This window comes from Humiphilus diazotrophicus, assembly GCF_059726315.1.
On record NZ_AP040870.1, the window covers coordinates 5,537,120 to 5,559,191 of the forward strand.

General features: G+C 50.1%; 11 protein-coding genes. 8 read left to right on the forward strand and 3 right to left on the reverse strand.

What is annotated here, in order from left to right:
• The first annotated feature begins 9 nt into the window (after positions 1 to 9).
• Both AC6I7T_RS22860 and AC6I7T_RS22865 read left to right on the forward strand, forming a co-directional pair.
• Positions 10 to 2,328 carry a GH92 family glycosyl hydrolase gene (locus AC6I7T_RS22860; protein WP_497790057.1) on the forward strand — a complete coding sequence of 773 codons (2,319 nt, stop codon included), beginning with the start codon at positions 10 to 12 and terminating at the stop codon, positions 2,326 to 2,328.
• A gap of 30 nt (positions 2,329 to 2,358) precedes the next feature.
• Positions 2,359 to 4,554: a hypothetical protein gene (locus AC6I7T_RS22865; protein WP_497790058.1), complete on the forward strand. Its 2,196-nt coding sequence runs from the start codon at positions 2,359 to 2,361 to the stop codon at positions 4,552 to 4,554.
• 78 nt (positions 4,555 to 4,632) lie between these two features.
• On the opposite strand, the gene efp is transcribed toward AC6I7T_RS22865, so the two are convergent.
• A complete protein-coding gene (gene efp / locus AC6I7T_RS22870) occupies positions 4,633 to 5,208 on the reverse strand; it encodes an elongation factor P (protein WP_497790059.1) in 576 nt (191 codons plus the stop codon).
• 324 nt (positions 5,209 to 5,532) lie between these two features.
• Here efp and AC6I7T_RS22875 point away from each other — a divergent pair, with 324 nt between their 5' ends.
• Positions 5,533 to 7,722: a glycoside hydrolase family 3 C-terminal domain-containing protein gene (locus AC6I7T_RS22875; RefSeq protein WP_497790060.1), complete on the forward strand. Its 2,190-nt coding sequence runs from the start codon at positions 5,533 to 5,535 to the stop codon at positions 7,720 to 7,722.
• Positions 7,723 to 7,747: 25 nt separating this feature from the next.
• Here AC6I7T_RS22875 and AC6I7T_RS22880 read toward each other — a convergent pair whose 3' ends face one another.
• Positions 7,748 to 9,289, reverse strand: a complete 1,542-nt coding sequence (locus AC6I7T_RS22880; protein ID WP_497790062.1) for a GH39 family glycosyl hydrolase — start codon at positions 9,287 to 9,289, stop codon at positions 7,748 to 7,750.
• Between the two features lie 368 nt (positions 9,290 to 9,657).
• Here AC6I7T_RS22880 and AC6I7T_RS22885 point away from each other — a divergent pair, with 368 nt between their 5' ends.
• The gene (locus AC6I7T_RS22885; RefSeq protein ID WP_497788306.1) at positions 9,658 to 11,376 is read left to right on the forward strand and encodes an IS1634 family transposase; all 1,719 of its coding nucleotides are present in this window, start codon (positions 9,658 to 9,660) and stop codon (positions 11,374 to 11,376) included.
• A gap of 85 nt (positions 11,377 to 11,461) precedes the next feature.
• On the opposite strand, the gene AC6I7T_RS22890 is transcribed toward AC6I7T_RS22885, so the two are convergent.
• Positions 11,462 to 15,022, reverse strand: coding sequence for a TonB-dependent receptor (locus tag AC6I7T_RS22890; RefSeq protein ID WP_497790063.1), 3,561 nt, complete (start codon positions 15,020 to 15,022; stop codon positions 11,462 to 11,464).
• A gap of 1,340 nt (positions 15,023 to 16,362) precedes the next feature.
• Here AC6I7T_RS22890 and AC6I7T_RS22895 point away from each other — a divergent pair.
• The 4 genes from AC6I7T_RS22895 (at position 16,363) to cas7e (ending at position 22,072) form a co-directional block, all read left to right on the forward strand.
• Positions 16,363 to 17,760, forward strand: coding sequence for a flagellin N-terminal helical domain-containing protein (locus AC6I7T_RS22895; protein ID WP_497790065.1), 1,398 nt, complete (start codon positions 16,363 to 16,365; stop codon positions 17,758 to 17,760).
• Between the two features lie 1,057 nt (positions 17,761 to 18,817).
• A complete protein-coding gene (gene casA, locus AC6I7T_RS22900) occupies positions 18,818 to 20,356 on the forward strand; it encodes a type I-E CRISPR-associated protein Cse1/CasA (RefSeq protein ID WP_497790066.1) in 1,539 nt (512 codons plus the stop codon).
• A 14-nt stretch (positions 20,357 to 20,370) separates the two neighbouring features.
• Positions 20,371 to 20,946, forward strand: coding sequence for a type I-E CRISPR-associated protein Cse2/CasB (gene casB / locus AC6I7T_RS22905; protein ID WP_497790067.1), 576 nt, complete (start codon positions 20,371 to 20,373; stop codon positions 20,944 to 20,946).
• The gene (gene cas7e / locus AC6I7T_RS22910; protein ID WP_497790068.1) at positions 20,930 to 22,072 is read left to right on the forward strand and encodes a type I-E CRISPR-associated protein Cas7/Cse4/CasC; all 1,143 of its coding nucleotides are present in this window, start codon (positions 20,930 to 20,932) and stop codon (positions 22,070 to 22,072) included. Before casB ends, cas7e begins: the two co-directional genes overlap by 17 nt.

Genomic DNA, 22,072 nt, shown 5'->3' on the forward strand with positions numbered 1-22,072 from the left:
CAGAGGAGCATGGAGAGATTGGAAGTGGAGAACAACCCGAAGATTACTAGCAGACGCGATTTTCTGAAAAACGCCGGGAAAGGCGCTGCTACAGTTGCAATAGCTGGAAAAGTGATGTCGGCGAATGCCGAGCTTGTGCAGAAGAACTCAGAGAATCGAACACACTCCAGGGGTAAAGAGAGCACCGGTATTAAATCTGGTTCGTCAGGCAGACTTATCGACTGGGTAAATATTCTGCAGGGAACCAATTCAAGCAGATTGTTCTCTAGAGGGAATACTCTTCCTATTATCGCGATGCCGTTCGGAATGGCACACTGGACGCTGCAGACGAGAGAAGAAGCACAACCGTGGTTTTTTCATTCTTCCGACAACAGAATCGAAGGCATTCGTTGCACACACCAATTGAGTCCCTGGCTCAGCGATTATGGTTATGCGACACTACTTCCCTTTATGGGTGATCCTTCTCCTTCACCTGGGGGTCGCGCTTCCTCGTATCGAGAAGATACCCGCGTTCTGAATCCTAATTATCTGAAACTTGATTTGTTGCGCTATGGATGTCAATTGGAGATGGTTCCAACGGAAAGGTGCGCAATTTTCCGTGCGACTTTCAAGGAATCAGGACAAGCTGGCTTCATGGTCGATCTTCCCGGAGACGATGCTGAATTCAGCGACCAGCAATCTAGCGGTCTTATCATTGGCATTACCCGGGCAAATAGTGGCGGTGTTCAATCCGGATTCGGCGCTTATTACCTGGTGCAGGTAGACACAACCATCACGAGCTTCAACGTAAAGACACTTCAAGGCCGGAAGGTTGGAGTACTCCGCTTTAGAGCAGAGACCGGGAAGCCCGTTCACATTCGGGTTGCGAGTTCGTTCATCTCCGCCGAGCAGGCTCAAAGAAATCTGAAGCTTGAACAGGGTGGCAAGAGCTTCGAGGAACTGCATAGCAGTGCCGCTAATATTTGGGAAAAGGAATTAGGTCGCATCAAGATTGAAGGCGGTACTGAGGCTCAAAATCGAACCTTCTACTCCGCTCTGTACCGTGCATTTTTGTTTCCCCACATGTTGCATGAATCTGATGCGAGTGGGAATCCGGTTCATTACAGCCCGTATACCGGAAAGATCTCTTCCGGCGTAATGTATGCCGACCATGGCTTTTGGGATGTGTATCGTGCCTGGTATCCGCTTATGTCGATACTCAATCCCCAACGTCTGGGAGAAATCCTTCAAGCGTGGGTAAATGCCGCCGCCGAGGGTGGCTGGTTACCGCAATTCCCGTGTCCTGGCTATCGTTCCTGCATGACAGGAAGCCTCATCGACTCTGCCTTTGGAGATGCGGCCGCCAAAGGTATTTCTGGTTTTGACGTCGAAGCTGCATATCTTGCTCTGAAGAAGCACGCAACCCAACCGGGAAATCCTGACGGAGGCTATGGTCGTCGTGGAATCGAATATTACCTTAAGTCTGGCTATATTCCTTGTGATCGGGTATCGCAAGCTACAGCGGAGACTCTGGATTCTGCCTACGGAGATTTCTGTATAGCTCAGGTTGCAAAGGCTGCAAGAAAAGAGGGAGACGCTGCCATGTTTGAGCAGCGCTCTCAGAACTGGCGCCAGGTATTCGATCCCAAGACTCGATTCATGCGCGGGAAATTATCGGATGGAAGCTGGTTGGAGCCCTTCGATCCCTTTGTCTGGGGCAGTCCTTATGTGGAAGGCGCAGCATGGCAGCATCGATTCGCCGTGCCACATGATACGGATGGATTGATTGAGGCTATGGGTGGGAAGAAAGCCTTCGTCGGATATTTGGAAGAAATGTTGCATCTGCCGCCACGTTTCGAGGTAGGAGCCTACGGCTTCGAGATTCATGAGATGTCTGAAATGGCTGCCGTCGATTTTGGCCAGTATGCTCACAGCAATCAGCCCGTACATCACGTACTCTATTTGTTTAGTGCAGCCGGACGTCCGGACCTTACGCAGTATTGGGTGAGACGCGTGCTGGACAAACTGTATACGCCGGATGACTTTTCAGGAGACGAGGACACGGGGGCGATGGCAGCGTGGTATATTCTGAGCTCTCTTGGTTTCTACCCACTCTGTCCCGGAAAGCCGAGCTATGTTCTGGGAGCACCATTGTTCAATCGGATGACGGTACATCTTCCCGATGGAAACCAGACAATCATTGAAGCCCCCAATAATGGACCGCGCAATCTTTACTGCGACCACATTACCGTGAATGGAAAGCCTGCTGTTGGGAATAACCTTTCGCATCATGCGATTGCTGGAGGAGCAAAGCTGTTCTTTTCTATGACAGCTGCTTCGCATAGCTAAATAGTTTAGAAATGGAAGGATGAATTGGGCGTGAGAATAGTAAAACTCGTATTTGGCTTGACGTTGTCGCAGCTGATGCTTGCCAATATAGCAACAGCCCAGAATGTGTGTGCCACAAAAGAGCGAATCGACGATGAGAGGCTAAGCTTTCAAACGCATGCTCCCTGGTCGCCGCGCATCAACCTGAATGCTGATGTTGTAATGGCGTATGGAATTGAATCTTCACTTCCATCACGGCTGGATACCTGGCGTCAGCACGATTACAAACTCCAAGTGATGACCGGGGTAGCCTGGGGCGAGTATCAGGATTATCTAAATGGCAAATTCGACGGCATGGACCATTGGGATCAGGCCCAGAAGCAGAGTAATGGAGAACTGATTCAACACGGTCCTACCGTGCCCTACATCTCTCCAGGAGAGAACTATGGAAGGTATTTGACCGTTGGGGTCAAGCGAGCCCTCGATGCCGGAGCCGAAGCTGTCTATCTGGAAGAGCCGGAATTTTGGGCGCGTAGTGGATGGGAGGAAAACTTCAAGCGGGAATGGAAGTCATACTACAAAGAGGACTGGCAGGCTCCGAACTCCTCTCCGGATGCGCAGTATCGTACTTCCAAGCTTAAGTATTTTCTCTATCGGAGAGCTCTGGAACAGATCTTTACCTTTGCCAAAGAGTACGGGAAAGAGCACGGACGTAATATTCGCTGTTACGTACCTACCCACTCACTGATCAATTATGCGAATTGGGCAATTGTGAGCCCTGAGTCTTCTTTGATTAATGTAGGTGCCGATGGCTATATTGCACAGGTCTGGACAGGGACGGCGCGTGAGCCCAATTTTTATCAGGGAACGCTCAAGGAACGCACCTTCGAAACTGCCTTTCTCGAGTACGGTGCGATGCAGAACCTTGTTCGTGCTTCCGGGCGTCGCGTCTGGTATCTCAATGATCCGATAGAAGACAATCCGAATCACGATTGGGAGGATTACCGGACAAACTGGGAGAGTACGTTGACAGCTTCCTTGATGCAGCCCGAGGTCTGGCGTTACGAGATCATGCCTTGGCCCGAGAGAATCTTCAACGGCAAGTACCGGGCAAAAGGTGGCACTGGTACAGAGGACGGGAATGCCGTTGAAAAAGTCGGTATTCCGAAGGCATATGAGACCGAGCTTCAAGCCGTGATCAGCGCACTGGGCGATATGAAGCAGTCCGATGTGCATTGGCAGAGCTCTGGTACTGAGGGGCTTGGCGTACTGGTCTCGGATACGATGATGTTTGAACGTGCGGCCCCCACGCCATCCGATTCGAAGCTCGGCTCTTTCTACGGATTGGCCCTGCCTCTGATCAAGCATGGTGTGCCGGTCGAGCCTGTACAGATTGAAAGCGCAACGGCACCCGGATTCTTGTCTCGCTACAAATTGCTGCTCCTCACCTACGAGGGCCAGAAGCCTCCGACCCCGGAATTCCATTCAGCATTGGCCGAATGGGTTCGGAAGGGCGGAGCACTGGTTGTCGTCGACAACGATGACGATCCATACAACTCTGTTCGGGAATGGTGGAATACTGCTCCGAACTCTTTCAAGACTCCGCGTCAGCATCTATTCCAGACTCTGGGCCTGGAGGCAGATGCAGCAGGTCTTCATCATGTAGGCCAGGGTGTCGTCTTCTCCGAGCGTCACTCTCCGGCAGCGTTTACGAGAGCCGAAGACGGCGGTGAGGCTCTGCGCAAAGTTGTGCATGAGGCTGCAACTGCAACAAAGGTTCCATGGAAAGAATCGAATGCCCTGGTTCTTCGCCGTGGACCTTACGTGATTGCGGCTGGACTAGACGAGTCATTGCCCAATGCAAAATCTTATGTGCTACAGGGACGGTACCTCGATCTCTTTGACGCACAGCAACAAGTGGTGACGAGTGTCACTTTAGGGCCGAGCTCCCGCAAATTCCTCATCGATCTCGATGTGAGCAAGCGTGATTCCAAGCCCAGAGTGATTGCTGCTGCCTGTCGAATTCGGGATGAGCAGGTTACGACACAGAAGCTGAGCTTCAAAGCTGATGGAATCGGCGATACCAATGCTGTCGTAAGTATTGCGCTCGCCAAGGCTCCCAAGCAGGTATTGATCAATGGAAAAGCAGTAACGAAGGATCAATACAGCTATTCAAATGGCATCTTGAAATTACAATTTGCGAATTCTATCGAGGCTGTACCGGTAGAAGTAGCCTTTACAAAGTAGTAACTGATTGTTTGGTCATCGAGTGAAGGGTAGAAACGCCCTCACTCGATGACCAAATAGTCTTCTTCTAGAAGAGAATCAGGCGCGCCCGGCAAATTCGCGGGTTTCTGTGTACACCTTGACCTTTTCACCCTCTTTGATGAAGACAGGTACCCTGATTTCGAGTCCCGTCTCGAGAGTGGCCTTTTTCGTGACGCTTCCGCTGGCTGTATCGCCGCGAACTCCCGGCTCGGTGTCTGTAACGGTCAACTCTACCTGTGCAGGCAATTGCAAACTGATGGGGTTACCGTTATATTTGTCGACCTGAACGATCAGGCCCTCTGTAAGAAATCCGGTGCCATCTCCGATCATCTCACTCGTGAGTGTCAGTGTTTCAAAGCTCTCCTGATCCAGGAAGTAATATCCATCGGCATCGCTGTACAGATAGGATGCCTCGACAGTTTCCAGGTCGGGCTCTTTAAATTTGTCACTTGCCTTGAATGTCTTATCGAAGACCGCGCGGGTAAGCATATTACGCATCTTCAGCCGGACCAATGTTTGTCCGCCTCGGGCCGTCGGCGTGGAGATCTCGGACTCCAAGCAATAGTACGGCACGTTTTCAAACTCAAAGTACATCTTGCGCTTTACGTCGATGGCGTCAATTAAAGCTGCCATGGTTTTCCTCTGGAGCAAGGCCGGAGCCGGAGATCTCAGCTGGCCTGCCGTGAATTCTTTCTAGCTAGAATCTGAAATGCTCTAAATAACGAGTGCCCTTAGGATAACAGGCGGATGTCAATCGACGTGAATACCGCTCCTCCGCGCGTATCGGCCTGGCCTCAGTCCATCGTGATTCAAATTCCGCCTATTGCACCAGCCAGCTCATCTCACCTCATATTCTGGGATAGCCATGATAGCCTTAGTGCGTTTAAAAACCTGCCCGTCAGATAGATCCCAACTCAGTTTGGGACTCCGGTGGCAAGAAAAGGGTAGATGGTTACAATGCAAAAACGACTTCCTGGCATACTGTGCCTTCTGGCCTTGGGGTTTGTTCCGGCTTTAGCGCAACAACCCAAGTATCCCTTCCGTGATCCTAAATTGCCTGTGGAGAGTAGGATTACCAACCTTCTTTCCCTGATGACAATAGACGAAAAAATCGACTGTCTAGGGACTCGAACTGCCGTTTCGCGGCTAGGAGTAAAGAGTTTTGGCAGCTCGGAGGGGATTCATGGTGTCGTCCAACGTGGAGGAGGATTGAGCAATCGCTCCATGATTCCTACTACGCAATTTCCTCAGCCTCCGGGGATGGGGGAATCTTGGGATTCCGACCTGGTTCGCCAAGCCGCTGGTGTTCAAGGTTACGAAGCCAGGTTTGTTACCCAAACGGAGAAGTTTGATCGCCAGATTCTGATGCTGTGGGGTCCGCAGTCCGATCTGGCTCGCGATCCTCGCTGGGGGCGGACAGAGGAAGTTTATGGAGAAGATCCATTCTTCAACGGAACGATGGCTGTAGCCTTCATTAAAGGTTTGCAGGGGGACGATCCAAAGTATTGGCAGTCAGCCGCGTTGCTGAAGCATTTCCTTGCCAATAGCAATGAGAATTATCGGACAAGTTCTTCCTCGAACTTCGATCAGCGTTTGTTCTGGGAGTACTATTCCGTGCCGTTCCGCATGGGCTTTCTGGAGGGCGGGGCAAAGGGAATTATGGCTTCCTACAATGCCTGGAACGGGACGCCGATGGCAATCAACCCCATCCTGAAAAGCATTGTTCGGGATAAATGGGGTGTTGAAGTACTGTCGAGTGATGGCGGTGCGGTAAAACTTCTGGTCACCGATCACAAGCGTTTTGTAACCCAGAAAGAGGCTGTCGTTGCCTGTTTGAAGGCCGGCATTAACCAGTTCCTCGATGTGTACAGGGACGAAACGAAGGCCGCTTTAAAGAATGGCTCTATCACGGAGGCGGAAATTGACGAATTGCTTCGTCCTAAGTTCCGCGTCTCGATTCGACTAGGTTTACTCGATACTCCTGAGATGGTTCCTTACGCTTCCATCAAGGATTCACCCGAGCCTTGGAATACCGAAAAAGACCGTGCCATTTCTCAAAAGATGGCGCTGGAATCTGTAGTCTTGCTAAAGAATGCAGATTCGCTTTTGCCTCTCGATAAAACAGCCATCAAGTCGATTGCGGTAATTGGGCCGCTGGCTGATTCCGTTCACTGGGATTGGTACGGAGGTATTCCGCCTTATGCGATTACTCCATTGCAGGGGATCAAAGATGCGGTTGGCCCGGGCGTGAAGGTTACTTACGCGGCGGATGAAATTGGGCAAGCGGCATTCACTGCTGCAAGATCTGCCGACGTTGCCGTGGTTGTCGTTGGCAATGATCCCACCTGCGGCCCAGATATGCCACATGATTGGCATAACACCCCATACGATGGAGGCGGGACCCTCCCCTGTTCTGTCCCTAGCGATGGTCGTGAAGGACGCGATCGCGAAAGCCTCGATCTTGCACAGGAGCAATTAATCAAGCAGGTTTACGCAGCCAACCGCAAGACGATTGTCATGCTAATTTCCAGCTTCCCGTACACCATCAACTGGTCTCAGGAGCACGTACCCGCAATTCTCCACATGGCTCACTCCTCCCAAGACGAAGGGACGGCGCTAGCGAAGGCTCTGTTCGGAGACTACAATCCGGGTCGTCGCCTGGTAACGACATGGCCTAAGTCTGTGGATCAGCTGCCTCCGATGATGGATTATGACATCCGCCATGGACGGACCTATATGTACTTCAAGGGGGAGCCACTCTATCCCTTTGGCTTTGGCTTGAGCTATACGAATTTCCGTTATTCCAACCTAAAGACCAGTTCGCCGGTGTTCGCAAAGGACGGAACTATTACTGTAAGTGTAAATGTGACGAATACAGGTAATAGGGAGGGTGATGAGGTCGTTCAGCTTTATGCGAAGCATCCGCAATCGAAAGTCGAACGCCCAAATCAAGAGCTGAAGGGGTTTCGTCGGGTTAGTATCAAGCCTCACGAAACCAGGACAGTGAGTATTCCTCTCAGCGCTTCAGCTCTCGCTTATTACGATGAAAAGCTGTCAGGGTTCAAAGTGGAAGAAGAGCCTGTTAGCTTGATGGTGGGTAGTTCTTCGAAGGACATCAGACTAACCACCACCGTAAACGTGCAATAGCAAAGTGCTTTTACTTCATCCGGTGTCAGCGTGCTGACACCGGATGATTCCCGATGGTAATAAGCAGAAGAGCATTGGGGCCTAAAGTCAGATTCAACTTCCCATCTCTTAGGGTTTGCTGCTCTGGCGATCCTAGCTCTGTTTTCTGATTCAACTGTTCTACCTGCGCTTCAGTCGGGTCTTCGGGACTTCCTATAGCTTTGTAAGCCGCGAGCGTATTTCCGTGTGTTTCATCTACCCGACTGATTGTTGCAGAGGCATTTCCCGGAACTCCTTGGATAGCTAGTTGAATGGTTTTTGCCGATCCTGTTTTGTCAGGATCGACGAGATTCCATAAGGCAATTACGAGACTTCCATCTTTCCGTTTTGTGACCAGGACCTTGGAAGAGGAATTAGCGATACGCTGATCCCCGAGTTGATGAAGTAGTGCATAGCCGTAATAGCTTGGTTTATTGATGCCGCCTTTTGCTCGAAGTCCAAATCCACCGATAAAGGGGCGAGGAATTGGACCTCCCTCTTCAAAGACGTCCGAGAAGGTCCAGAACGACATCATGTCCACTAATCCATCGCATTCACGAATTGTGTTTGCCAGGCCGGTGGCCACGAACGAAGTGTCTCGCGACTCGTTCATTCCTTGTACATTCCACTCCGTCCAGAAGAGAGGAAGATTCGGCATCGCCGAGGCTTGAATTTGCTTTCTTACCTTACCGATTGCCCGGCACACGCGATCATCCATGGGGATATCTTCTTTTGTGCCAAAGAGGTTTTCGACGGTATCGTCGGCATAGCCATGGCTTGTCACAAAGTCTACGGGGACGTGGTTTTCTGCTGCATGCTTCAGAAAATCGTCTACCCATTCGGATGCAGCAGTTGCGGGACCTCCCACTCGTAAACGTGGATTTACGGCCTTCAAAGCTTTTGCGGTGTGATCGTAAAGTTCGAAATAGCTCTTCTGCCGAGGAATTCCATTCCAAAAGTCAATGTTCGGTTCGTTCCAAACTTCGAAGTACCACTGGGATACTTCATCGATGCCATAACGTTCTACCAGGTGCCGGGCAAGGTGCGTCATCAAATCGTCCCATCGTTCCCAGCTCTTTGGCGGAGAGACGTTTTGCTTGTACCAAAAAGGATGTAACGCATCGGGATTAAAGGCAAGCTTCTTTGGCATGAAGCTTATTTCGACGACAGGTCTGACACCATTCTTTAGCAGTCCATCGTAGATTTGGTCCACGTAAGAAAAGTTATAGACCGGATTGCCGTGCTCGTCTTCGTTGTAGACCCCAATCTCGTCATGCAGAATAGCGTGAAAACGGACGTAACGAAAATCTGTAACCTGCTTGACTGCGCGCAGGTCATTGCGATAGCTCTCACGCAGTGACAGTATCGCTCTCCCAGAACCAAACATTTGCTCCCAAAAGTGCGAAAAAGGGGTGCCTGGTGCTTGCGCATTAATCTCTATCTTCTCCTGACCGAAAGAATGAGAGGCAGAAAGAAATATCAAAACCGCAAGCAATAAAAGGGAGCGTGAGTGAAGACAACGCAAGATGAGTTCCTCCCGGAAGAACAAGCTGATATCTAAATAGAGATTTTATCAGTGAGTATTAAGAAGAACGACGAGGGCGTGTCTAGAACATGCCCTCGTTCGGAATTGAAAACAGTGTAAAACCAGCGTAGATGTAGTCTGAGCCGCAAATCCTTGCGCAGGTCTTCCGTTCAGGAAACCTGCGCATTACCGTATTGGCGCGGGATTAGCGCGACGCTGGTTTTACTTCTAGACCGAAGTTCCAGCTTAGAAAAGGAGCAAAGGGAGAGATAAGCACCTTACTGATAAGTGAGATAAGCAGAGTATGTCTTTGTTGATTACATGAAAATGTACCCATGTAATATCAAAATCATCGCTTGACGTCGTGCTGTTAATGATGCATATTGCTGGCCATGTACATCGACGTCGTGCCCAACCGCAACTCTCCTCCAGCCGTACTGCTGCGGCAGGCCGTTCGCGAAGGCAAGAAGATTCGCAAGGTTACCCTGGCCAACCTTTCCGACTGGCCGCAGGAGCAGATCGATAGTCTGCGCTTGGTACTCAAGGGCGAGTCGATGATCCCGCTCAACGGAGCCTTCACCATCAACCGCTCCTTACCTCATGGTCACGTTGCTGCTGCTTTGGGCACTCTGCGTCAGCTAGGACTGGAGCGCCTGGTGTGTCGAGAGTCTTGTCGGGAACGCGATCTGGTTGTAGCCATGATCGTGGCTAGGATCCTTGAGCCAGCTTCGAAGTTGGCTACCGTACGGGGCTTGGAAGCCGAGACCGCCTCCAGCAGCTTAGGGGCCTGTCTGGGGCTGGGATCTGTGAGCGAAGAGGAACTGTATCGCGCCATGGACTGGTTGTTCGAGCGCCAGGAGTCGATTGAAAAGCAACTGGCCAAGCGCCATCTGCAGCAAGGCTGTTTAGTGCTCTACGATGTAACCTCCACGTATTTTGAGGGTCGGCATTGTCCACTTGCACAGTATGGTCATTCCCGCGATGAGCGTTCAGGCAACTTGCAAATTGTCTTCGGTCTGCTGACCGATCAAGACGGACGGCCCCTTGCAGTGGAAGTCTTTGAGGGCAACACGGCCGATCCGAAGACCGTTGCCGTTCAAGTGGAAAAGTTACGCACCCGCTTTGATCTGCAACAGGTCATCCTGGTGGGCGATCGAGGCATGTTGACCAGCGCCCGCATCGAACAGGATTTGCGCAACTCCGGACTGGATTGGATCACCGCCTTGCGTAGCGTACAGATTCGCAGTCTGGTGGATTCTGGATGCCTGCAGCTGTCTTTGTTTGACCAGCAAGACTTCGCTGAGATCTCTCATCCCGACTACGCCGGAGAGCGACTCATCGCTTGTCGTAACCCTTTATTGGCCGAAGAACGCTCGCGCAAACGTCAGGAGCTTTTAGCTGCCACAGAAAAGCGGCTGGAGCAGATTGTTGCCGCCAGCAAACGCAACAGACGTCCCCTACGAGGTAAGGAGAAGATCGGCATCGCTATTGGAAAAGCTCTGGGCCGATACAAAATGGGCAAGCATTTTCAGTTCACCGTCGAGGAGACCCGTTTCACCTATCGACGTAACTTAGACAGCATTGCTCAAGAAGCGGCCCTGGACGGCATCTATGTGCTTCGCACCAGCGTTGCCCAGCAGCAGCTCTCCGCAGAACAGACGGTGCGCAACTATAAGCGTCTGTCGGTGGTGGAACGAACCTTTCGTAGCTTGAAGAGTGTTGATCTGAAGGTGCGGCCGATTCACCATCACTTGGCTAACCGCGTTCGGGCTCATGTCCTGTTATGCTTGCTGGCGGCCTATGTCGAATGGCATCTCAAACAAGCTCTCGCCTCCTTGCTATTTACCGACGAAGAGCCTCAAGCAGGGGAGGCTCTTCGTCCTTCCGTCGTAGCTCCAGCTCATCGTTCCCCAGCGGCTCTGGAAAAGCGGCAAAACCATCGCTCCGCTGACGGCCTTGCTGTCCATAGCTTCTCCACGCTACTCGAAGACTTGGCTACTCTGACTCTCAATCAAGTCTCTGTTACCGACCATTCCATGCAAATGATCTCTACACCTACGCCGCTGCAACGCCGCGCCTTTGAACTGCTCGGCGTTGCCCCTGCTTTCTAAACTGTACCCAGACCCCGATTCGCTCTCTGCACTTATCCCTCTGAATTCGCACACCTTTTCGTCCTTAAGGATGTGGAACTTCGGTCTAGAAGCTAAATCGTGCCTGCAATTGTATCGTTCTACTGCCGAGGGCCTTCTGTGCGACCCCAAAGCTCGGATTCGGGGTTACTGTGCCATCAGGAGCAACTGATCCAATATTGGAGTTGATCTGAGCGACATCGAGATTAGTTTTATTGAATAAGTTGTAGGTATCAGCGCGGATTTCGAACTTTGCGTTTTCACCCAGGATCATCATCTTCGGTAGGCCAAAAGCCTTTGTGAGACTTGCGTCTACATCGTTGTAACTCGGACCGTTCAAACTATTCCGTGAAATTCCCGGTCGGGGTGCAGGTGCTGTGGCCGGAAATCCTGGTCCTTGAACATAGGTGGGTGCAACGAAGAACTGAGTAGCATTTCCTCCATAGTTTGGATTTGCTGACTGTTGGAAAGCCTTGTTATCGGTTCTCGATCCCGCCCCACGTCGTATGGCAGCAGGGCGAAGTTGACTATAACCGCTTCCTTGGAAGTACACGCCGTTGGTGCTGTAGAACGGATTCCACGGGAAGCCAGAGTGTATATTCCAGATGCCGCTGAGCGACCATCCTCCAGCTACCTTTTCTAACCAGCCATAATTTCCATGGAAGAAGACCGGCTGCCAAAGGCCAAACAGCTTGAAGGCGTTTTGAACGTTGTAGTCGGAACGTGCATAGGCGGCGTGACTATTGTATGGATATGGATCCTGGAAGTAAGGTCCGGAGTTCTCATCCATAGTTTTGGCCCAAGTATACTGAGCCTCGGCCTGAAAACTATGGGAAAAGGTGTGCTTGATGGTTGCAATCATCGCATTATAGTTGCCCATTCCGGAGTTCAGGAACATATCAACGTTGTTGACTTTAGGATTAAGAGCCAGCCCGTTCCCTATGGCAACAGCATTCCAGTTGTTCTGAACAAGCAGATGGCGAGTCAGGCTTCCTTGATACCCGAGGGTTGCAACTAGATTGAGCGGAAGCTGATATTGTGTGTCCAAGGAAAAGTGGTAATTAGAGATGGTTTTCGGGTTCGCCTCAAATCCATTGAGTTGAATAGGTGAGCCGGTGAGCGGAAGATTGTCCGGTCCAAAGGTCGTAATCGTATTGGGGTTTGGAGCGTATCCAAATAGGGACCGGGTATCGCTCGCCGTTGCATAAATGATTCCGGTTCCTGTGCAGGTTGGATTGGTGGTGTATGGATAAGGGCAGTTGAAGTTTGCCCTTACTGCGTTGGGTGGGTTTCCACTCCCACTTGAAGTAATTGCAATTTGATTCTGGTTGTAGCTGATTCCGAATCCACCACGTACTACCAGCTTGCCTTGAGCTTGCGAGGGTTGCCAAGCGAAGCCGATCTGTGGTCCCCAATTATTCTTTTGTGGGGTGTAGAGGTTTCCTCCTACCTTGACGTTCATCCCGGTGAGAGCATTTGCTCCAGTTCCGAAGCGAAGTATATCCAGATTATTCTGTTTGGAATATAAGGCTCCGAAGTAAGACCACCGCAAACCTGCGTTAATTGTTAGATTAGGCAGGACCTTGAAATCATCCTGAATGAAGAAGCCCCAAAGATTCTGACGATTGTCTTGGCGATTAGCGAATGGGATGCCTGTCTTGGAATCGAATTGACCCGTCTCTTGATACGGAGCATCGTTGGCGAAGGCCCAGAGGTTACGGAAGGTGTAGGACGGACGTGCTGAACCAACTGGGTTATTCAGATAATAAAGTCTCGTTAACTCTCCTCCGACCTTAATGTTATGACGCCCGGCGACCTTTGTGAGGACATCGTTATAGCTGTAGGTCCACTGATTCAGATTGGAAGGACCTGGTGCCCCGAAGAATTGTGGAGTTGTTGGAGTTGAACCTACAGGACTTCCGATTGCGTCGATGTTGGCTTGTGGAAGGCCGAAGGGTGCCTGAGGATTCGAAGCGACTTCATTCCAGCGCCAGCCTGCAGCATTTGCACGAGCTTGATTTAGGAGTGTCGGAGAAAATGTGTGATTCCAAATTACCGAGAAAGCATCATTAACCTGTGAATGATGCCAGAGGTTAGCGGAGCGAATCGGTCCATTAAAGTTGGTCCGGTCTACAGGTACCCAGTAGATGGCGAAGCTTAACCGATCATTTTGTGTGACATTAGCATCGAGACGCCCATTGTATTGCGACTGAGATGTCGTAGTAGGGTTAACTGAGTTGAATAATGCGAAATCAGGCACGCCATCCAGACCTCCGCCAATACCGGGGTTGTTTGAATTTCCACCGTACGTCAGGTCCTGACGGCCTAGACCCGTTTTGAGTGGAGAGCCAACGTCTAATCCCTGCGATGTGGCCCTGCAGTTTACATTCTCAACAAGGCCGATACTTGCGCAGTCTCGCTGAATGATTCCGTTGGCAGAGACCTCTCCTCCTGGGAAGGAAAGATACTTGGCCGCAATGCTTCCACTTGCTGCTGCGCTGGAGCGAAACTGTGAAGTTTCATACCAGCCCTGTGCTGTCGTCTTTGCTGCAAGAGGACTGGTCTCCCAGTTAAAGAATGCGAAGACCTTATCTTTCCAGATGGGGCCGCCCAGGCTGCCGCCGTATTGATTAAATTGGTTTTGATCCCGATTTAGTCCGCGAGATTGTGGCGTGCCTGCGCGGTTCGAACCAACTCCATTCCAGCGTTGATAGGCATTTAACCCAGGGCGAGATGCCTTAAAGAATGCACTGCCGTGCAGAGCGTTGGTCCCGCTCTTGGATGTGACTTGAATCTGCGCGCCACTGAAGCGGCCATTTTCGGCGTCGTAGCTATTCGAGACTACCTTAAGGCTCTCTACAGAATCCTCGCTGGGAGTGATGATGGAAGTCCCGCCCCAGACTGCACTGGCCGTGCTAATTCCGTCGACGGTGATGCCATTAGTCTCGTATTGACCACCACGGGTCTGGATTTGAGGTCCATTCTCGGTCTGGAAAATACCTCCAGAACCCCCTGCCGTGCCTCCAGGTCCCTGATTGCCGGGAGTATTGGATGCGCCGCCTCCACCTGCCTGCGATGCATCCCCGAAGACACCCGGAGTCAACTGTGCGAGTTGGAATATATCCCGATTGAAGGAGGGAAGGTGTTGGATCTGGTTGCTGTTTATCGTTGAGCTTACGGTAGCAGTTTCTGCGTCCAATGCCTGCGTCGTACCCGATACAGTTACCGTTTCCTCGGCACCGCCGATTTCCATTTGCAGATTAAGGGAGTTCAGTTGCTCGGGAATGAGTTGAACATGATCGAGAACCTTCTTCTTGAAACCGGTCTTCTCGGCCGAAATTGAATAATTGGCTGGCGCCAGACCATTGAATATATAAATTCCATTCGCATCGCTGTTGCTGACCGACTTCTGATTCGTGTCCTTATTTGTCAATGTCACAGTTGTGTCTGGGACGACAGCGCCCTGTGTATCTGCAACCACTCCTCGAAGCGAGGCCCTGTATTGGGCGTTAGCCATCGCTGTGAGGCCAAAGAGCAGGGCGAAAATAACGAGATAGTGTCGAGACCGACGGATTATTAAATCCGGTTCTGCTGATGTGTGGGATTGAATCATGAAATATTTGCGCATACTGCCTCCAATCGAGTAACCGGGCGTTTCTGCCGATTTAAAGCCGGTTGTGTGGAGATTAAGTTGTTTATTATCTGGTAAATACATTTGCCAAACGTGGCTAAAGATAACTTATGTCGATTTGGCGTTTGTCATTGAGTAGACCCAATATGCTGTGACGTCAGCGCAGAAGGTTTTGACACTTGATAGGTGTACAAAATTTCGATTACACAGGTTCATCGCAAAGCCTGGGTGTGTAATAGAAAATTTCTATCCGAGCGTGAATTTACGTACAATTCCACTTCACAGGACAGATCAGCAGCAGATCTCCTCTGCTACGATGCGCCCATCTAAAAAGGATGCCAGCATTGAGAAATGGTTGTAAGGCGTGTGGCCACTTTTGTTTACAACTTTGAGACTGATAAATTCTGTTCTTCGAGGATGGTCGAAAAAGTGGAAGGAATTCCGTTCTGATCGGAGTGGATTTATGGTCTGATTGTGCTCTCGATCTCCGGCAAGAGTTACCATTCGTTGAGAATTGTGTTTTGGTTTATTACGTCGACAGGCAGCGGCAGAAAAACCGTGGGTTCCCACCTTCGCCGTAATCTTGAAGCGGGCGCAAGCTGAGATGGTGTCATCAGAAGTTTCCATCATCGATAACCGAGCCATGTGTTGAAATTTAGCTCTGCACGGTTACTGATATTGAATCTTTGTTGGTCTAGCCTTAACTCACTTTGCTTGTAAAGATGAAGTCCCTCCAGCACTGAGCAGGGATGAGTCTTCCGTCTATCGATATCGCAATATCGGCATACCACCCAACAATTTCAATTTTCGAATGTCCGTCATCTTTTTGGGCCAAGCCTCAATATGACTCGGCATCTTCACGGCGTCTTCTCTTTTGAAGGTTGATGAATAATCCGGATAACGAAATAAAACGGGTTTCACCATCACGACGCGCAATAGCCTCTCTCGCCAAAGATTCATTTTGAAGGTAAAAGACCATTGTGGCGACAACGTGAAGATTAATTACTTGGGACCGTGTGGTTTGCGGGAGCTTATGAAGAGGAGAAAATGTGGAATTTATCGAGAGCTCTTGTGCGTGCAGTAATGCGCGAAAATTCAAAGATTCAATTAGAAGGGATAGGAGTGACTGTGTTGGAAAGTAAAAGCGAATGATAGTTCAATAACTTATGATTAATCTATCTAACTTAGATTCCTCTACCTCAAAGCCTAAAGTCGACTTTCTCGTGACCGATAAGTGGGTCAGTACCGAGGATGATCTAGCTCAACACTAGAAGCCTCCTATCTTAGAAAACTCCAGCCTATGTGCTGGCTACCCACAAAACGAGAAAGGGAAAAGTATGTCACTCGGCGTGCTCAACAATATCTCTGCGATTTATGCGCAGAACAATCTCAATAACTCACAGAAGAACCTGCAAACCACCCTTCAGCAGCTCTCTTCTGGATCGCGTATTAACTCCGGCGCGGACGATGCTGCAGGACTTTCGCTGTCGGATGCGCTGAGCGCTTCCTCCACGGCTCTCACTCAATCGGCAAAGAACGCAAGTGAAGGCGTGGACTTCCTGCAGGTTGCCGATGGTGCGATGTCCCAGATTACCAGCCTGTTGAATCGTGCTGTAACTCTGGCCACGGAAGCTGGTAACGGAACCCTGAACTCATCTCAGCTCGCAGCTACCCAAGCAGAGTATTCGTCCATTATGACGCAGATCAATACGATCAGCAGCAATACCGAATACAATGGAATCAACGTCTTTAGTAAGGGCGTAGGCGTTTTTACCTCAGACGGTACTGTTGCCAGTTCTTATTCGACTAGGGCTTTGGGACAGGTTGATTCTTCGGCGATCGGTCTTCAGACCCAGATCCTTATTGGATCTACTGGCGACAATGTTGCGGCGTCGGAAGCAGGCGTTGATAGTCTCGGAAATTCCTATTCACTTGGCGATCATATAGTTACGATTAACAGCAAGACATATAATGTCGGAACATCGACGGCACAGGACATTGCAATCAACGGTAGTAGGGTGTACGGGCTAGGTGCCGGTACAAGTACAACGAAGTATTTCACTGGAACCACTAAACAAGACGCAACTGCCGACGGGACTGGAAAAGACGCACTCGGAAACACCATTAATAAAGACGATTACATCCTCACGGATTCGACGGATGGAAAGGTATACAGGATTGGTGCTACCGGTTCAACATCGACCACTGTTGTCAAGGTGGATGGTACGACAGTCACAGCTAGCACACCCGCTGAAGCTTCTGCCGCCGCAGCCGCAGATAGTCACAACCTGCAATACTCCCAAGCTACGGCGGCCCAGGCTGGTAATCTTGACTCCAACGGAAAAGCGATTACCGAAAACAACTTTCTCTTTGTTGATGCGCAGGGAAATACCTTCGATACCGGTTCGACTTCTAAGGCGGCCGGAACTTTCGCTCTGTCTCTCGGGACTCAAACGGGAGCTCAAGCAGCGCTGAATGAGATCACCCAAGCAATCGCAAATGTTGCTGCATCTCGTGGAACTGCTGGCGCCGCCATCAACACCCTGCAAGCGGTCAGCAATGTTATGAGCACGCAGTCCACCAACGTACTCTCCGCCCAGAACGACGTTGTTGCTACCGATTATGGTACCGCAACCTCAAATCTGTCGAAATACCAGATCTTGATGCAAACCGGCATCTCGGCTCTGGCTCAGGCCAATAGCACCCAGCAGCTAGTTACCAAGCTGTTGCAGTAGTGTTGGAAGGTTTCCATAGAGAAACCTCCTTATATATAAACCCAAGGACAGGCGCGGTCGTTACCCTCCGCGCCTCTTTTTCCCCGACCGTCGACTAGGTGAGAGCTCGGTTGCCTATCAACCGTGTAATAACAATGAGGAAATATACCTTTGCTCAGGCAGTATAGGATTCGATATTCAGGCCTACCACGAACTGCGTGGCTTGGCGCAAAACGCATTCTTCCGTGGTGGATTTATGAGATGTTTGAGGTCTTGTGACCTTAAGTGAAAATCCTAGCTGTCGACGGGTGACACTGATGACGCATGCTGGTCGTGTTATCTAAAATCAGAATGAATCTTTATGACGTAGTGGTAGCGGAAGATATCTTGTGCGGAGCTAGATTTCTAATTCCTAAGCAGGGTGACCGGTGTCACTACAGAGGCAAAAACAGAAATGTATAACGATAGCACAAAGACAGAGCGGGATGTAACCAATCTTCAAATTGTCCTATCGAGGATCGTAGCTATAGGAAGATTTGTTGGCTAAGTTAAATGGATGTACAATTGAGTCGTTTCAGTAATAAAACAAAAATAAAATAAGATGTTGATTTTCCGTCTCCCTTCTTCCCGTAGAGCGGAGGAGCAAAGGGATGAACCGGTGTATAGTGTATTGACTGATTGATTAGTCTCGACAAATCCCTGCATCTGCGGGGATGAAAGCGCATGACGAATCAGATGCTGCTTGGGTAGCCTAGATGTAAATCATTGATGCTATCGATAACAAAAAATATATGCTTCATTGTGCACCTATAAGCATCTGCTTAGCGTGCAAATGTGTACAGTGAGACGCGTAGGACGTAGGCATGCTGCTAATGCAGTTATGTACGTATATGTCCGAAACATTTTGGGTCTTTGAGCACGGCCGGTCAGAAGGTATGAAGTACAGCTATCTTTTGACGGAATTGCTATACATTGAAACCTAAGATGATTTAGGGGCCGGAATTACCTGTAGCACCATAGTTGTTGGCGTTTAGCGGGCCTGCATGTGAAAGGGCTTGCGGGGTGGATGTGTAAGCTTATGGGTAAGGGGTTCAACCTTATAGATGAGCCGTGGATCAGTGTCCGTATGCTCGACGGTTCGGCAAATAATGTCGGTTTAGGGCAACTGTTTGAGAAGAGTCACGAGATTCGATCTCTGGAGGAGGATTCTCCAACAACACTAATAGCGCTCTACCGGCTATTACTGACAATTACTCATCGTGCCATGATGAGTGCATATGTGAAGAAATGGAGTCATAGCGACAGGGTTCATTGGTATAACGAGGGATTCCCGGTCGATGTATTTGAGAGATATTGGGCAGCCTGGAGAGAACGTTTTTGGCTTTTCCATCCGGAATACCCCTTTATGCAGGTTGCTGAGTTAGCGATATCGAAAGAGACCAGGAGTAAGGTTAAGCCCTGGACTCAAATATCGTTCGGCAACGCATGTGGAGCTTCGCCCACCGTTTTCGATCATTCTCGAGATTCTGTTCCGGTAGCTATCGATCCTGCTGCCGCGATAAAAATGCTTCTGGGCTATCTCCAGTTTTGTCCGGGCGGGCTGGTCAAGGTTTTACGTGCTTCCGATAAGGCTGGCCCGCTGGCCAATACGGCGGCTATTCTTCCAGTCGGGAACAATCTTGCGGAGACGCTGTGTTTGGCATTGCATCCTCCATCAAGTTCATTATCCGAGGATTTGCCGGTATGGGAGAGGCCGGCTGTGCAGATATCGGATCTGAAGGCTGAGTCCACATCTGTATCAGGACCGAATGATCAATATACCCGCATATCCAGAGCTACGTTGTTTGTGCGCGAGCATGATGATCTGGTTCGCTGGCTCCACTTTGCTCCCGGATTAGCTCTGAGCGACAATGTTCCTCCCGATCCAATGGCCGTTTATGGGCAAGGAAAAAGTGGACCAATTCGTTTTAACTTCAGTAGTGGGCGAGATATTTGGCGGGATCTTTCATTACTGATCGCAGCTGGTTCTCAGAACTCATTTGCGAGTGCGGCTGAAGTATTGACCTGGGCGTCAGAGCTACACGCATTGCTGGGAGGGAAAGGGGACCAAAAGCTTCTGGTCGGAGGACTGGCGAGCAATCAGGCTAAGTTGTTGCGATGGCGCATGATGGTGATTACTCTTCCTGTATCGATCTTCTCCGATGTAGAGGCTACTCAATTATTAATGGGAGAAATCAAGCGTGCAGAGGATATGCATGGACAGCTTCGTATTCTTGCAACGAAAATGCTTTCCAGCATTATGCCGGGTGCGGATCGCCCAGAAACCTTTGCTCAAGCACAAGCGGTATTGGACCAAGGTCCGCTGACAGGTGAGTTTTTCACGCCTCTTCAAAGGGTATTGCCCCGGGTCATGATGCTGATTTCCTCGGGAGCTGTTAGTGAAGCACGTCGGCATTGGACGGATGCTTTGGCTTTAGCTGCGGGGAGAGTATGGATTCTGCTGGAGAAGAGCCTTGGGTCTTCTTGGTCTGCGCTTCGTGCTGAAGCTTTATATCGCTCACGATTTAATGCTCTCGTAGAGTCCCTAACAATTAACGATCTAGATAGTACTGTTTGAAATGTAGGCGAATTATGAAAAATCGCATGGAAGAATTCATTCCCTATCTCTGCCGGTTGTCGAAGAAAGATTCAGGAGCTATTTCAAAGCTACGCCTAAGTCTGGAATATCCTCTAGGTCATTATCCGCCAGCCTATCCCTATGTAGAGCCATTTGTTGCCTCTGACATGCACGAGTCGAATCCTGTTCGGCTGTCGCTATATCTGGTAGGTGGTTTGTTTGCAATTCATCCTTCCACCTCTTTACGCTCTTTGGCCAGAAGCTGTGGTCAACTGATGACTCGTCGTGAGGGGCGGCATATCGGCATAGAGAGACGTTTTATCTCTCTGCTTGAAGCTCCACAATCGAGCCTGAAAACTCATCTCCGGCAGATTGTCACTATTCTTGCTAAGGAAAATGTAGGCGTTGATTATACGGAGCTGTTGAAAGATCTCTGTTACTGGCTGGATCCTTCAAGAGAAGAAGTACATAGCCAGATACAGTTCCGGTGGATGCAGGAGTTTTATTCAGGTGTATCTTGGGAGCCTGTATTGATGGACAGCAGTGCTCGGCAGGAAGGAATGGGAACCCACTATGAGCCTGTTTGTTGAATACCATTTAATTCAGAGTTTCGCTCCTTCAAATTTGAATAGGGACGATACCGGATCTCCTAAAGAAGCGATCTTTGGCGGAGTTCGCCGCGTTCGGGTCAGTAGCCAGTGTTGGAAAAGGGCTATACGTGGAGTGTTTCAGCAATCTGCATTGCTCGACGATGATTTTTGCGGGGTGCGGACGAAGAAGCTCAAAGAATTATTGGAGACAAGACTGGCCACTTTGGGCAGGGAGAGTGCCGGAAGTCGGATCGATTGGATTCTGAGTGGAGCAGGGCTGAAGCTAAAGAATGATGGTAAAACCGAATACCTGCTCTTTCTTGGGGAAAAAGAGATCTCGGCATTGGTTGAGTTGATCCTCCAACACTGGGATCAACTCGGCAATGGTGGAACTGATGGATCGCAAAAGAGCAAGAAAGAAGCCAAGATGAGTGTTCCTGCGGAAATTGCAAAACAGACTCGGGCACTCTTGAATGGAGGCAAAGCGGTCGACATCGCACTCTTCGGTCGCATGCTAGCCGATCTCCCTGAGGCGAATCAGGACGCTGCCTGCCAGGTTGCGCATGCGATTAGTACGCATCGAGTTGAACGCGAGTTCGATTACTTTACGGCGGTTGACGATAAGAGCAGTTCTGAAGAAGCTTCGGCGAGGATGATTGGTCAGACGGAATTTAAGTCGGCTACCTTCTATAGATATGCATTGCTCGATACTCAAAAGCTTCTGCAAAATCTTCAGCAGGATAAGGATCTTGCTCTAGAAGCAATCCGTTCATTTACAGAGGCATTGACGCAGGCCATTCCATCAGGGAAACAGAATGCTTTCGCTGCGCACAATCCGCCAAGCTTTGTAGGTGTTTCCATTCGTCATCGCAGTCCGTTTAATTTGGCGAATGCCTTTGAGGTGCCAATAACAGCTAAACCGGGGAGAGCGCTTAGTGGTCTCTCTGTTGAGGCGCTAGCCGAGTACGACCGTAAGCTCGCAGGTGTCTACGGCGATAATCGGGACGAATGGGCTTATTTGGATGTTTCTGAGTCCTGGCCATCGATAAAGGGAGTAGACATGAAGAATCTGTCGGGCCTCTCGTCATGGGTGAAGGAAAAGATCGAAGCGGAATGGGCGGTATGA

Bases quoted from the DNA above. Each gene is read 5' to 3' on its own strand.
- AC6I7T_RS22860 (WP_497790057.1), top strand. From the start codon at position 10: ATGGAGAGATTGGAAGTGGAGAACAACCCGAAGATTACTAGCAGACGC.
- efp (WP_497790059.1), bottom strand. From the start codon at position 5,208: ATGGCAGCTTTAATTGACGCCATCGACGTAAAGCGCAAGATGTACTTT.
- AC6I7T_RS22875 (WP_497790060.1), top strand. From the start codon at position 5,533: ATGCAAAAACGACTTCCTGGCATACTGTGCCTTCTGGCCTTGGGGTTT.
- AC6I7T_RS22885 (WP_497788306.1), top strand. From the start codon at position 9,658: ATGTACATCGACGTCGTGCCCAACCGCAACTCTCCTCCAGCCGTACTG.
- AC6I7T_RS22890 (WP_497790063.1), bottom strand. From the start codon at position 15,022: ATGCGCAAATATTTCATGATTCAATCCCACACATCAGCAGAACCGGAT.
- AC6I7T_RS22895 (WP_497790065.1), top strand. From the start codon at position 16,363: ATGTCACTCGGCGTGCTCAACAATATCTCTGCGATTTATGCGCAGAAC.
- casA (WP_497790066.1), top strand. From the start codon at position 18,818: ATGGGTAAGGGGTTCAACCTTATAGATGAGCCGTGGATCAGTGTCCGT.
- casB (WP_497790067.1), top strand. From the start codon at position 20,371: ATGAAAAATCGCATGGAAGAATTCATTCCCTATCTCTGCCGGTTGTCG.
- cas7e (WP_497790068.1), top strand. From the start codon at position 20,930: ATGAGCCTGTTTGTTGAATACCATTTAATTCAGAGTTTCGCTCCTTCA.